Source organism: Mycobacterium sp. AZCC_0083, from assembly GCF_014202335.1.
In the GTDB taxonomy this organism is placed as follows: Bacteria; Actinomycetota; Actinomycetes; order Mycobacteriales; family Mycobacteriaceae; genus Mycobacterium.
The window spans coordinates 139,581-152,543 of sequence record NZ_JACHGP010000011.1; the positions used below are offsets into that span (position 1 = coordinate 139,581).

General features: G+C 67.7%; 14 protein-coding genes and 1 pseudogene. 8 read left to right on the forward strand and 7 right to left on the reverse strand.

Translation table 11 applies throughout. The annotated features are described in order from the left end of the window. Window position 1: 1 nt before the first annotated feature. From HNP02_RS26620 to HNP02_RS26635, 4 genes are read left to right on the forward strand one after another with little or no spacing between them, the layout of a single operon-like run. Window positions 2–1,978, forward strand: a complete 1,977-nt coding sequence (locus HNP02_RS26620) for an acetyl/propionyl/methylcrotonyl-CoA carboxylase subunit alpha (protein ID WP_184443627.1) — start codon at window positions 2–4, stop codon at window positions 1,976–1,978. Window positions 1,979–1,990: 12 nt separating this feature from the next. Next, window positions 1,991–3,193 carry an acyl-CoA dehydrogenase family protein gene (locus tag HNP02_RS26625; protein WP_184443628.1) on the forward strand — a complete coding sequence of 401 codons (1,203 nt, stop codon included), beginning with the start codon at window positions 1,991–1,993 and terminating at the stop codon, window positions 3,191–3,193. After that, window positions 3,190–3,681 (forward strand): MaoC family dehydratase, encoded by a 492-nt coding sequence (locus HNP02_RS26630; RefSeq protein ID WP_184443629.1) that lies wholly within the window; start codon window positions 3,190–3,192, stop codon window positions 3,679–3,681. The genes HNP02_RS26625 and HNP02_RS26630 overlap by 4 nt, the downstream gene beginning before the upstream one ends. A 2-nt stretch (window positions 3,682–3,683) precedes the next feature. Beyond that, the gene (locus HNP02_RS26635; RefSeq protein ID WP_184443630.1) at window positions 3,684–4,502 is read left to right on the forward strand and encodes a CoA ester lyase; all 819 of its coding nucleotides are present in this window, start codon (window positions 3,684–3,686) and stop codon (window positions 4,500–4,502) included. On the opposite strand, the gene HNP02_RS26640 is transcribed toward HNP02_RS26635, so the two are convergent. Further along, window positions 4,499–4,849 (reverse strand): heme-binding protein, encoded by a 351-nt coding sequence (locus tag HNP02_RS26640; RefSeq protein ID WP_184443631.1) that lies wholly within the window; start codon window positions 4,847–4,849, stop codon window positions 4,499–4,501. The genes HNP02_RS26635 and HNP02_RS26640 overlap by 4 nt on opposite strands. Before the next feature lie 44 nt (window positions 4,850–4,893). After that, entirely contained in the window at window positions 4,894–5,208 is a 315-nt protein-coding gene (locus tag HNP02_RS26645; RefSeq protein ID WP_184443632.1) for a hypothetical protein, read from the reverse strand. Between the two features lie 277 nt (window positions 5,209–5,485). Here HNP02_RS26645 and HNP02_RS42995 point away from each other — a divergent pair. The 4 genes and pseudogenes from HNP02_RS42995 to HNP02_RS26660 form a co-directional block, all read left to right on the forward strand. After that, window positions 5,486–5,611 (forward strand): annotated as a pseudogene (locus tag HNP02_RS42995) (CoA ester lyase); the annotation flags it as partial. A gap of 100 nt (window positions 5,612–5,711) precedes the next feature. Further along, window positions 5,712–6,809, forward strand: a complete 1,098-nt coding sequence (gene pdhA, locus HNP02_RS26650; protein WP_184443633.1) for a pyruvate dehydrogenase (acetyl-transferring) E1 component subunit alpha — start codon at window positions 5,712–5,714, stop codon at window positions 6,807–6,809. A gap of 1 nt (window position 6,810) precedes the next feature. Beyond that, on the forward strand, window positions 6,811–7,854 hold the full coding sequence (locus tag HNP02_RS26655) for an alpha-ketoacid dehydrogenase subunit beta (RefSeq protein ID WP_184443634.1): 1,044 nt from the start codon (window positions 6,811–6,813) through the stop codon (window positions 7,852–7,854). Then, window positions 7,851–8,996, forward strand: coding sequence for a dihydrolipoamide acetyltransferase family protein (locus HNP02_RS26660; protein WP_184443635.1), 1,146 nt, complete (start codon window positions 7,851–7,853; stop codon window positions 8,994–8,996). Before HNP02_RS26655 ends, HNP02_RS26660 begins: the two co-directional genes overlap by 4 nt. Window positions 8,997–9,070: 74 nt before the next feature. On the opposite strand, the gene HNP02_RS26665 is transcribed toward HNP02_RS26660, so the two are convergent. The 5 genes from HNP02_RS26665 to HNP02_RS26685 form a co-directional block, all read right to left on the reverse strand. Then, the gene (locus tag HNP02_RS26665; protein ID WP_184443636.1) at window positions 9,071–9,823 is read right to left on the reverse strand and encodes an enoyl-CoA hydratase; all 753 of its coding nucleotides are present in this window, start codon (window positions 9,821–9,823) and stop codon (window positions 9,071–9,073) included. A 9-nt stretch (window positions 9,824–9,832) separates the two neighbouring features. Next, window positions 9,833–10,453 (reverse strand): bifunctional 2-polyprenyl-6-hydroxyphenol methylase/3-demethylubiquinol 3-O-methyltransferase UbiG, encoded by a 621-nt coding sequence (locus tag HNP02_RS26670; RefSeq protein WP_184443637.1) that lies wholly within the window; start codon window positions 10,451–10,453, stop codon window positions 9,833–9,835. A 102-nt stretch (window positions 10,454–10,555) separates the two neighbouring features. Beyond that, entirely contained in the window at window positions 10,556–11,161 is a 606-nt protein-coding gene (locus HNP02_RS26675) for a M15 family metallopeptidase (protein ID WP_184443638.1), read from the reverse strand. Window positions 11,162–11,307: 146 nt separating this feature from the next. Continuing rightward, complete coding sequence (locus HNP02_RS26680) at window positions 11,308–11,745, reverse strand: cupin domain-containing protein (RefSeq protein WP_184443639.1); 438 nt, start codon at window positions 11,743–11,745, stop codon at window positions 11,308–11,310. Between the two features lie 56 nt (window positions 11,746–11,801). Continuing rightward, a complete protein-coding gene (locus HNP02_RS26685) occupies window positions 11,802–12,947 on the reverse strand; it encodes a dihydrodipicolinate reductase (protein ID WP_184443640.1) in 1,146 nt (381 codons plus the stop codon). Between the last annotated feature and the right edge of the window lie 16 nt (window positions 12,948–12,963).

Here is a 12,963-nt window from a genome sequence, read left to right on the forward strand (position 1 = left end):
GATGACCTTCAATGGGTTCGACACCGTTCTGGTGGCCAACCGTGGCGAGATCGCCGTGCGGGTGATCCGCACGTTGCGGGACATGGGCATTCGTTCCGTCGCCGTGTACAGCGAGGCCGACGCGGGCGCGCGGCATGTCTTGGAAGCCGATGTGGCCGTGCTGCTGGGTCCCGCGCCTGCCCGGCAGAGCTACCTCGACATCCCCGCGGTCGTCGGCGCTGCGGTTCGCACCGGCGCGCAGGCGGTACACCCCGGCTATGGATTCCTCGCCGAGAACGCCGAATTCGCTGACACCTTGCAGCGGGCAGGCATCGTCTTCATCGGGCCGCCGGTGGCCGCAATCCGGACCATGGGCGACAAGATCGCCGCCAAGGCAGCCGTTTCGGCGTTCGGCGTGCCCGTGGTGCCCGGCATCTCCCGGCCCGGCCTCACCGACGCCGACTTGATCAACGGCGCCGACCAGGTGGGCTACCCGGTGCTCGTCAAACCGTCGGCCGGTGGGGGTGGCAAGGGCATGCGCATGGTCGAACGGCCCGCCGACCTACCCGCTGCGCTCGTCTCTGCGCGCCGCGAATCGGCCGCGGCATTCGGTGACGACACGCTGTTCCTGGAACGGTTCGTGTTGGTGCCCAGGCACATCGAGGTGCAGGTGCTCGCCGACGGCCACGGCAACGTCGTCCACCTCGGCGAGCGGGAGTGCAGCCTGCAGCGCCGCCACCAGAAGGTCATCGAAGAGGCGCCGTCGCCACTGCTGGACCCGGCGACCCGGGCCCGCATCGGAGCCGCTGCCTGCGACACCGCCCGCAGCGTCGACTACACGGGCGCCGGCACCGTCGAATTCATTGTCTCCGCGGAGAACCCGGACGAATTCTTCTTCATGGAGATGAACACCCGGCTGCAGGTCGAGCACCCCGTGACGGAAATGGTGACCGGCGTCGACCTCGTCGAACTCCAGGTGCGCATCGCAGCGGGGGAGAAGCTGCCCATCGCGCAGGACGATGTAGTCATGACGGGGCACGCCATCGAAGCCAGGGTCTACGCCGAGGACCCCGCACGTGACTTCCTGCCGACCGGTGGCGACGTGCTCGAGGTGATCAATCCGTCCGGGGCGGGTGTCCGTGTGGACTCGGGTATCCACGCGGGCACCGTGGTCGGCAGCGACTACGACCCGATGCTGGCCAAGGTCATTGCCCACGGCGCCGACCGTGCCGAGGCGTTGCGGGGTCTGGACCGCGCGCTCGCGCAGACCGCGGTGCTCGGTGTGGTCACCAACGTCGACTTCCTGCGCTTCCTGCTCGCCGACCCCGACGTGGCCGAAGGCCGCCTCGACACCGGCCTGCTGGACCGTCGGGTCGGCGACTTCACACCGCCGACGGCAGGCGACGACGAGTTCGCCGCGGCGGCGGCATACCGGTGGCTGCGGTACTGGAAGACGGCCACGGATGACCCGTGGTCGGCGCCGACGGGGTGGCGGATGGGGGATTCCGCGGCGACCGTGTTACGTCTGCGGTCGGGGGAGCGCACCGACCACGTCAGCATCGTCGGTACCCCTCGATCGGCCACCGTGACCGTCGAAGGTGGTGAAACCCGTTCACTGACAGCCATTCTCGATGGCGACGCGCTGACGGTCACGCTGGACGGGTTGCGAGCCCCGTACCGGGTCGCCGATTCCGGCCACCAGATCTGGCTTGCCGAGGACGACGGCGTCGCTCTTCTCGAAGAGGTGTACGAGCCGCCGGTGCGGCCCGACGACGAACACACCGGTGACGCCGAGCTGGTCAGCCCCATGCCCGGCTCGGTGGTGGCCATCGGCATGGAGGACGGGTCGATGGTGACAGCCGGCACCGTCGTCGTCACCGTCGAGGCGATGAAGATGGAACACCAACTCTCCGCGCCGGTCGACGGCGCCGTCGAACTACTCGTCGCCGTCGGCGACCAGGTCAAGGTGGGTCAGACGTTGGCCCGAATCACCGTTTAAGGAGTCCCCGTCATGAGCGACTTTTTGTCCACCGGCACCCTGCCCGATCACTACGAGCAGCTGGCCAAGACCGTCCGCGACTTCGCCAAGAGCGTCGTAGCGCCGGTCTCCGCCAAGCACGACGCCGAGCACTCGTTCCCGTACGAGGTCGTCTCGGGGATGGCCGACATGGGGCTGTTCGGTCTGCCGTTCCCGGAGGAGTACGGCGGCATGGGCGGCGACTACTTCGCACTGTGTCTGGCGCTCGAGGAACTGGGCAAGATCGACCAGAGCGTCGCGATCACGTTGGAGGCAGGGGTATCGCTGGGTGCGATGCCGGTCTACCGCTTCGGCAACGAGGCACAGAAGGAGGAGTGGCTGCCACTGCTCGCCAGCGGCAAGGCACTCGGCGCGTTCGGCTTGACCGAAGCGGGCGGCGGCACCGATGCAGGTGCCACCAAGACCACGGCCCGGCTCGAGGACGACGGCCACTGGGTGATCAACGGCTCCAAGCAGTTCATCACCAACTCCGGCACCGACATCACCAAGCTGGTGACCGTCACCGCCGTCACCGGAGACGTTGGTTCCAGGGGGCAGGAGCGAAGCGACTCGGGGGATGGGCTGGGCAAGAAGGAGATCTCGTCGATCCTGGTGCCCGTGCCGACGGAGGGATTCACCGCCGAACCGGCGTACAACAAGGTCGGCTGGAACGCCTCGGACACCCATCCGCTGAGCTTCGACGACGTCCGCGTACCGCAGGAGAACCTGCTTGGCGAGCGTGGCCGCGGCTACGCCAACTTCCTGCGGATCCTCGACGAGGGCCGGATCGCGATCGCCGCGTTGTCCGTTGGCGTCGCCCAGGGTTGCGTGGACGAGTGCGTCAAGTACGCCAAGGAACGTCAGGCGTTCGGCGCGGCGATTGGCACGTACCAGGCCATCGCGTTCAAGATCGCCAGGATGGAGGCCCGCGCGCACGTCGCCCGCACGGCGTACTACGACGCCGCCGCGTTGATGCTGGCCGGCAAGCCGTTCAAGAAGGCCGCTTCGATCGCCAAGTTGGTGGCCAGCGAGGCCGCGATGGACAATTCCCGCGATGCCACCCAGGTGTTCGGCGGCTACGGCTTCATGAACGAGTATCCGGTCGCGCGGCACTACCGCGACAGCAAGATCCTCGAGATCGGCGAAGGGACAACGGAAGTGCAGTTGATGCTGATCGCGCGGGAAGCTGGCCTGTGACCGAAAAGCGGGTGATCGTCCAGCGCGGCCTGTGGTTCGAGGAGCTCGAGCCCGGCGTGCTTTATCAGCACCGCCCCGGCCGCACCATCACCGAGGCCGACAACGTGTTGTTCACCACGCTGACGATGAACACCCAGGCCCTGCACCTGGACGCCGCATTCGCCGACGCGCAGCCGCCGTTCCATCAGCGGCTGGTCAACTCGATGTTCACGCTGTCCACGCTGGTCGGTCTTTCGGTGGCACAACTGACCCAGGGCACCATCGTCGGCAACCTCGGCTTCGGCGAGGTGGCGTTCCCCAAGCCGCTATTCCACGGGGACACGCTGTACGCCGAGACCGAGGTCACCGACAAGCGCGAGTCCAAGAGCCGTCCCGGCGAGGGTATCGTCACGTTCGCCCACACCGGGCGCAACCAGCACGGTGACATCGTGGCGACCGCGTCCCGAAAGACGATGGTGCGCAAGCGCCCCGCTGACGTCCAGGAGTAGTGATGTCGCTGACCCAGACCGGCCCCGGCTGGCTGTTCTGCCCCGCCGACCGTCCGGAGCGCTTCGAAAAGGCAGCCGCGGCAGCCGATGTGGTGATCCTCGATCTGGAGGACGGAGTGGCGGCCAAGGATCGGGAGGCCGCACGCGCCGCGCTGATCGACACGCCGCTCGACCCCGGCACAACCGTGGTTCGGATCAACCCGGCCACCACGCCCGACCACGAACTCGACCTGAAGGCGTTGGCGCGCACGGCGTACACCACCGTGATGCTGACCAAGGCCGAGTCTGCCGATCAGGTTGCCGCCCTGGCTCCGCTGGACGTGGTGGTGTTGATCGAGACGCCGTTGGCCGCGCTGGTGGTCGCCGAACTGGTGCGGGTCGACAACGCCTTCGGCGCGATGTGGGGTGCCGAGGACCTGTTCGCGGCGCTCGGGGGCACCGCCAACCGCAATGCCGATGGCAGCTACCGCGACGTGGCCAAGCACGTGCGGTCGCAGACGTTGTTGGCGGCCAGGGCGTATGGGCGCATGGCCCTGGACTCGGTGTACCTCGACATCAAGGACCTCGATGGTCTACGGGCCGAGACCGACGATGCGGTGGCCGTGGGATTCGACGCCAAGGTGGCCATTCACCCCACTCAGGTCGCGGTCATTCGCGCCGGCTATGCCCCTACCGACGATCAGGTGCGGTGGGCACGGAACGTGCTCGAGGCGGCACGCTCGGAGCGGGGAGTGTTCCAGTTCAATGGTCAGATGGTGGACATGCCGGTACTGCGTCGTGCGGAGCGCATCGTCGCGTTGGCGCCACACCCTGAAAGCTAGCCCATGGGCATGTCGGGCAGCGGCGCGTTGCAGCGATCCCGGAAGTCGGCCGCGGCCTGCCTGACGCCCTTCAGCTCGTCGCGCACCTGTGGGTTGGCTTGCATGTATGCCGCGACGTCCGACCGCATCTCATCCCTGGACTTGCCCTTGAGGCCGGTGAAGAAGTTGTTCACGTCGGGATGGGTGAACAGGTAGGCCGATGTCCCTGCAGACACGCCGGACATGACGCCTGCGAGGTCGGCGGCCGTGCAGTTCGGCGGGTCGGCAGTGGCGGTCGCCGCGCTGCCCGCGAGCAGTGAGCCCATGATCGCGGTGGCAACCATGACGCCTCGTACTGATTTCAACATGGTCAGCTCCTTCGTTGAATGATGTTCCGACACAGTGAATACGGTCAACGCGGTCCGATGCCGCCTCCGCCGCCGCCGGGGCGCCCTGGGAAGACGCCGCCTCCGCCAGGAGGTCGGGGGTTGAGGTCGATATCGATACCCCAGCCGTCGTCGCAGTACCACGGGTCGGCGCAGTAACCCGGGTAGGCCGGTCCAGCGATCGGGGCATCGGGTCCGCCACCACGGACCGTGCCCTGGGCACACACGGTCGCTGCGCCTGCGCCCGAGCAATCCGCCGAGGCGGGTGAAGCGACGGTGACGGCGATGGGCGTGACCGCCATGGCAATTCCCAAAATCAGGTTGCGCTGTCTCAATTGCATGGCAACTCCTCCTCTGTGTGGTTGCCCGCCTCGTGCACGCTGCCCGGGCAACGCACCGGAACCGTTATCGGCGGAGCGTAAGTCCACGTCTGTGAACGCGCGGCAGATTCGCCAATTTCAAGATCGCAGCTTGTTGCAACGGGAAGGAATTCGACAGCTGGATAGGCGAATTCATTGAAATACCTGGTGTACTGACCCACGCGCTTGGTCGTATTCCGGATCGGTCGGGCGCTGCCAACTTCCCACTGTGGGCGCGCAATCGGGTGGTTACTGTCGGCGACACGTGCTCGATATGGCCCAAAGTGCACGCGGTGTCTTCCAGTTCGAGGGCATAATGGTAGTTGCCCCAGTGCTGCGGCGTGCAGAGCGAATCGTCGCGTTAGCGCCTCACCCCGGCAGCTAACGGACAGGCCTCCCACCAGAGGTTTGCTCTGAGCGCCACCGCGCTGAGCACCTCAGTCGTCCGGCGGCGCAACATGCCGCCGGTGACCCAAGGAGGCGGTATGGCTGGGACCATTGCGGCACCCTCGGCGATGAGCGTCGAGCTGGAGCCGATCCAACTCGTCGCCCCCGACGGGACGCCCACCGCCGAAACCCGATACCGCCGAGACCTCCCGCCCGAGACGCTGGCCTGGCTCTACGAGTCGATGGTCGTGACCCGCGAGCTGGATACGGAGTTCGTGAACCTGCAACGCCAGGGCGAATTGGCGTTGTTCGCGGGGTCCCGCGGCCAGGAGGCCGCACAGATCGGTGCGACGGCGTGCCTGCGCAAGACCGATTGGCTGTTCCCGCAGTACCGCGAACTCGGCGCGTTGCTGGTGCGGGGGATCAACCCCGCCCAGATGGGTGCGGTGTGGCGAGGCCGATGGCACGGCGGGCTCGAGTTCACCAAGAAGTGCTGTGCGCCCATCGCGATTCCGATCGGCACCCACGGCCTGCACGCCGTCGGCGCGGCGATGGCCGCCCAGCGCCTCGGCGAGGATTCCGTCACCGTGGCGTTCCTCGGCGACGGCGCGACGTCGGAGGGCGACGTGCACGAGGCACTGAACCTGGCGACGGTGTTCGCCGTGCCTTGCGTGTTCTTCGTGCAGAACAACCAGTGGGCCATCTCGTTGCCCGTGACCCGTCAGCTGGCGGGGCCGTCGATCGCGCACCGGGCAATCGGCTACGGAATGCCAGGGATTCGGGTGGACGGCAACGACGTGCTGGCCTGCTACGCGGTGATGGCGGATGCCGCCGAGCGAGCCCGCCGCGGCGGTGGTCCGACACTGATCGAGGCGATCACCTACCGGATGGGGCCACACACCACGTCCGACGACCCGACGCGCTACCGCTCCGACGAAGAGCTGCAGCATTGGCGCGCAAGGGATCCGATCGACCGCTACCGCGTCTACCTCCAGACCACCGGAGTGTGGACGGAGCGGCTCGAGGAGCGGGTCAGGACTCGGTCGCAGCGCATGCGGGCCGAGTTGCGCGACGCCATGATCAACACTCCCGACGTCGACGTCGCCGAGATGTTCGACACGGTGTACCACGACATCACGCCAGAACTCGCGCGCCAACGTGACCAATTGGCAGCGGAATTGGCGAAGGAGGCGTGAGATGACTCAAATCGTCGAGCGACCATCGTTGAACGGCGACGACTCCCAGGAACCCTTCGCGACCAGTGTCCCGACCGCCACCGATATGACCATGGCCAAGGCGATCAACCGGGCGCTGCACGACGCCATGGCCGCCGATGACCGGGTGCTGGTGTTCGGCGAGGACGTCGCCCGACTCGGCGGAGTCTTCCGGGTGACCGAGGGACTCACCGAGACATTCGGCGACGGAAGATGTTTCGACACACCGTTGGCGGAGTCCGCCATCATCGGCATCGCCATCGGCATGGCGATCCGCGGATTCGTGCCGGTACCCGAGATTCAGTTCGACGGCTTCGCGGCGCCTGCGTTCGACCAGATCGTCAGTCACCTGGCCAAGTACCGGATGCGGACTCGCGGCGACATCGACATGCCGGTGACCATCCGCATCCCGTCGTTCGGGGGAATCGGTGCGGTCGAACATCATTCGGAATCGACCGAGACCTATTGGCTACACACCGCGGGGTTGAAGGTGGTGGTGCCGTCGACGCCGTCGGATGCCTACTGGCTGCTGCGATACGCCGTCGCCGAGCGGGACCCGGTGATCTTCCTCGAGCCCAAGCGACGCTACTGGGGACGGGGGCTCGTCGACACCTCCGTGCCAGGGGAGCCGATCGGGCGGGCCGCGATCCGTCGGTCCGGCGAAGGCGTCACGGTGGTGACTTACGGCTCGTTGGTCGCCACCGCATTGAGCGCAGCTGAGTCGACCGAATACGACCTGGAGGTCGTCGACCTGCGATCGCTGAACCCCCTCGACTTCGACACGATCGCGGCGTCGGTGCGCAAGACGGGTCACGTCGTGGTGATGCACGAGGGTCCGCGGACGCTGGGCTTCGGCGCCGAACTGGCCGCCCGCATCTCCGAGGAATTGTTCTACGACCTCGAGGCACCGGTGTTGCGCGCCACGGGATTCGACACCCCGTACCCGCCTGCCCGACTGGAGAAACTCTGGCTGCCTGGCGTCGACCGGCTACTGGACTGCGTCGAGACGGCGATGAGTCAACCATGACCGGCGACGGCGTGCTGGAGTTCACAGTGCCCGACCTCGGCGAGGGACTTGAGGACGCCACCATCACCAGCTGGCACGTCGCGGTCGGCGACGAGGTGGCGCTCAACCAGGTGTTGTGCACGGTGGAGACCAACAAGGCCGAAGTCGAGATCCCCAGCCCGTATGCCGGCCGCATCGTCGAACTGGGCGGCGCAGAGGGCGAGACATTGTCCGTGGGAGCACCGTTGGTGCGCATCGCCAGTTCCGACCCCGTCGCACGCAAGCCCGTGCTCGTCGGCTACGGCACCGACGACGCGATGGACGGTTCCCGGCGGCGCCCAAAGGCCAAGCCGCCGGTGCGCAAACTCGCGGCCGAACTGCACGTCGACATGGCCTCCGTCGCACCGGGTTCCGGCCCCGACGGCATCGTCACCCGCGATGACGTCCTCGCCGCGGTAGAACCGCCTCGCCAGGACGACGCGCGCGTGTCGGGCGTCCGGCTGGAGATGGCCCGACGAATGGCCTTGTCGCGCAGAGAGATCCCCGATGCCCACGCATCCGTTCAGGTCGACTGTTCGGCACTGCTGCGGCTACGGGACCGGCTGAACGCGGCAAGCACCGAGCCGATCACGCCGTTCGTGCTGACGCTGCGGCTGTTGACGGTCGCGCTCGGTCATCACCCGGTGCTCAACTCCACCTGGATCGACACCGTCGACGGCCCACGCATCCACGTCCACCCCACCGTGCACCTCGGCATCGGCGTCGCCGCGCCAAGAGGCCTGCTGGTGCCCGTCGTGCCCGATGCACCGGCCAAGACCACCCGCGAACTCGCCGCCGCGGTGAACCGGCTCGTCGCGGATGCTCGGGCAGGCACGCTCAAACCCACGGAGCTGCAGGGTTCGACGTTCACGGTGTCCAACTTCGGGGCGCTCGGCCTCGACGAGGGCGTTCCCGTCATCAACCATCCCGAGGCCGCCATCCTCGGCATTGGATCGCTCAAACCGCATGCGGTGGTCGTCGACGGTGCCGTGGTCGCGCGTCCCACGATGACGCTGACGTGCGCCTTCGATCACCGCGTCGCCGACGGCGCCCAGGTGGCTGCCTTCCTCGGTGAGCTGCGGGATCTGATCGAGTCGCCAGAGCTAGCCCTCCTCGACCTCTGACCATCCGGCGATTTGTGCACCCCGTGGTGGCGCGTGGCGCCCTCCGCAACCGCGGGTGCACTAATCGCGGGGTTTTAGCGGCGCTGGGCGGCGGCCAACCGCGCGGCGAACTCGGGCGATTCGATGGAGGTCGCCTGCGGGCCGATCTCGACGTCGACGGCGATCCGGTGCTGTTCGGTATCGACGGTGCCCGGGTTGACGGTGGCCCGCATGGACGCCTTGGTCGCGATCACGACGTCGCGCGGTGCCGCTGCGGGGCCGGCCGCCAGCTCGCGCGCGGCCGCCACCGGGTCGTCGGACACCTGCAGCGCTAGGCCGTGCCGTACCGCGGCGTCTGCGTCGAACCGCATGCCGAACAGCAGCGAAGCACGGGCCACCTGAGGGCCGACCGCCCGCTGCAGCATCCACGTCGCGCCGCCGCCGGGGTGGATGCCGAGCTTCTGGAACCTCGGGTCGAACAATGCCGTCGGGCCCGCGATGCGCACGTCGGCGGCCAGCGCCAGGTTGAGCCCGGCGCCGACGGCGGGACCGTTCACCGCTGCGATGGTCGGCAGCGAGCATTGCGCGACCGCGAGGAAGCCGTCGTAGATCACGCGGAGGCCGTCCTCGGCCGCCTCGCCAAGAGCCGTGAGATTGGCGCCTGCGCAGAACGCCTTGCCGGCGCCGGTGACGATCACCGCGTGCACGCCGGGGTCGGCCTCAGCGGCGTCGACGGCCGCGCGGAGCGCCGCGGAGATCTCGGCCGTGACCGCGTTGCGACGGTCGGGATCGTTGACGGTGATGAGTGCGACGCGGTCCTCGACCTGCGTCAGTACCAGATCGGACACGGGTCGAGGCTAGCGTCCGGACGGGCCGCTGGACCACCGAAGCAGGTAGCGGTAGTAGAGCTTGCGGCGGATTACCGCTCCGGGGAGGACTTCGGCCGTCACGCGGCGGATCGTGCGCAGTGACTCGCGCGGGTCGGCAAGAGTGACGCCGATGTCGGGGGTGTCCCCGTGCAGTCGGTCGCCCACCGCTGCCACGGGCACGCAGCACGCCGACCACACCCAATCCCACGCCGACTCGTTGGCGGACAGTCCGACGACGGCTATCTCGCCGGATGGCGTCAACAGGTCGCGGGCTCGCGCCAGCGTCGTGCGCAGGTCCATGTGATGCAGGCTCGCCACGAAGGTGATGAGGTCGAACCGCCGCGTCCCCGGATCGAACTCCTCGAAGGACGCGCGCGAGATCTGCACGTTCTCGAGGTCGCCGATGCGTCCACGTGCCCGGTCGGTCGTCTCAGAATCGGGCTCGATGCCCGTCACCGACCGCGACACCGGAGCGAGGCGTTGCGCGAGAAGCCCGTCCCCGCAGCCCACGTCGAGGACGTCGCCGCGGTGCTTGGCCGCGAGGCCCACTAACCACGGGTGGTAGGCGGTGTTGTGGTTCCAGTAGTCGCCGACGGCTTCGGTCCACATGCCTCGACTGTGCCAGCCGTGCTTCCCCCAACGCGATTCGTGCACGCGCACCCGCGGTCAGCGCGGGTTTCTGTGCCGAAATCGGAAGGGGGCGGGGGTTGATCAGCCGGCCGCGTTGGGCCGCAGCGGCGGGCAACGGCCGTCGGCGTCCGTGGCCAGTTCGAAGTGCCAGTTCTCGTTGGCGTAGATCTGACACAAGCCGAACTGCGCGCCGTTGCGGATGAGCCACTCCGATGCGCCGTTGCCTGCGATGTCCACCGCTTCCCCGACCACGTGCCTGGACGTCTCGGGTGAGGCGACGAACTGCTGGGCGATCGCGACGCTGCCGTACCGGCGAACCGCGTCGTCGAACAGGCGCTGCTGGAATCCCTTCGACCGCCACCCCGACGTGATCGTGATGCCGACGCCCTGCGCCTGCGCACTACGGGCGGCGTCCTGGATGGCCCTGAGCAGCGCAGGGTCGAGCAGCGCCAGGATCTGACTCGACGTGTCGAACGGGCTGAGCGTCGTGTTGTCGGGCAGGTAACCGCTCCAGGAGTCGGTCGCCCCGCCGCCGACGGAAAGCGCCTCGTCAGTGGGGGGCGACGCCGCGGCGGTCGATGATGGATCGGTCGTCGGCTCGGCTGCGGCCACTCCCGACGTGACGGAAGCCAAGAGCACGGTGCTGGCCGTGGCCACAGCGACGTCGACGAACGACCGGCGGGTCACGGCGCGCGCCTCCTGGTGGGCCAGCAGTCGCCGGCGATCGGCGTCTCGTGTCTAGTCTCCCCGACGACCGCGGTCGGTGGCGTCGGCAGGTCCTGCGCTGTGTGGTTTCAGATTTCGTCGCCCGACCCAATTCGGGCGTCGCCAGATCAGGGGTGGGGGTACTCGCGGGTGGCCGACTCGGCGAATTCGTCCAGCTCCGGAAGGTTGACCACGATCGGGTCCGGGTCCGAACGGGTGACAACCCAGACGGTCGGGTTGTCAGCGGATGCGTTGATCTCTTGGTGCACGGTGTGCGCGGGAATGAAGACGAAGTCTCCCGGGCCCGCTTCGGCGACGTGTTCCAGATGGTCGCCCCATCGGTATCTGGCCGTGCCTTCGAGCACGTACAGGATCGTCTCTTGATCGCCGTGATGGTGCGCGCCGGTCGCGGCGCCGGGTTGCACGGTGGTGAGGAAGGCACTCAGCACCTTGGCGTCTGGGTTGCGGCTATCGAATGCGACCTGCCGGAACAGCCCCGAGGTCTGCGGGGTGTCGTTCGAGAGTTGGTCACGCCGAACGACGCGGACCGAAGGTTTGTCGACCATGGTTCCCAGGATCGCGCTTCATGGCGCCAGTGTCATTGGTGCTGACCGCAGTTTCGTCAGCGAATACCTACTACCCGGCTGTCCGGTGACGGACCGGGTACCGGCTTGAGTAGACCCTTCCCCGTGATCAGCGGGAGATCCAGCGCTGACAGCAGGCCTGGCGCGGCGGCGGCGACCGCCGGGATCGCATTCACCATGCGGGATGCTCCTGCCATGCGGGCTCCCAGGTCGTGGTCGTGGTTCTCGGCCAGTTCGAGTTCGCAGCGAATGCTCGGTGATCCCTCGATCTCGACGCGATAGGCGCCACGGCCGGAGGCGCCGCCATACCCGAGGTCCAAGGGAGCGATGGCGATGCTGGGCTGCGGCCACTCGGGTGCGATGTCGTCGCGCATGCGGGTGACATGGTCGACGACGAATGTCGGCTCGCCGTCGACGTATCCGGTCAGCGTCGAGCGCATCGCGGCGATGGTCCCGGCCGGTATGTGACCGGTCGGGGTGTCGAATGCCTCGTCGGTGGGAATGCGCGCGTTGTCCTCGGCGAGGTTGTCGATCTGGACGCCGAGCCCTGCGGCCAGCTGGTGCAGGACGGGTCCCCAGCCGTAGGTGAAGACGCCCGGCATCGCGGCGATGGCGGTGAATTCCGGGGGCTTGCCGAAGCCCAGGATCTCGTAGACGGCGTCATGGTCCGGGTAGGTCGCGTAGTTGAACATCTCGGTGACGCGAATCGTGTCGATGTTGCGGGAGATTCCCGACAATGCGAGCGGCAGAACGTCGTTGGCGAAGCCGGTGTCGATGCCGGTGGTGAAGAACGAGCTCCCACCGGCCAGTGCGGCGTCCCGGAGCGGATCGGTGAAGGCCGCGTCGACGGCGTCGGGATAGACCAGCGGCACCACCGAGCAGGACACCACGTTCTTACCCGCCCGCAGAATCCGCACCATGTCCCCGAGTGCCTCGAGGACGCGGAGGTTGCCTGCCGCTGCGTAGACCACCACGTCGGCGTCGCCGGTGAGCAGCTCATCCGGATCCTGGCTGGCGAGCACGCCCACCGGATCGATCCCACACAGCTCGCCTGCGTCGCGGCCCGCCTTGGTGTCGCTGTGCACGACGAGGTCGACCAGTTCCAACTCGGGGTGATCGATCACCGCGCGCAGTGCGATGACGCCCATGGACCCCGGTCCCCAGACAGCTACCTTGATTGTCATTTATCTCCTATTATTA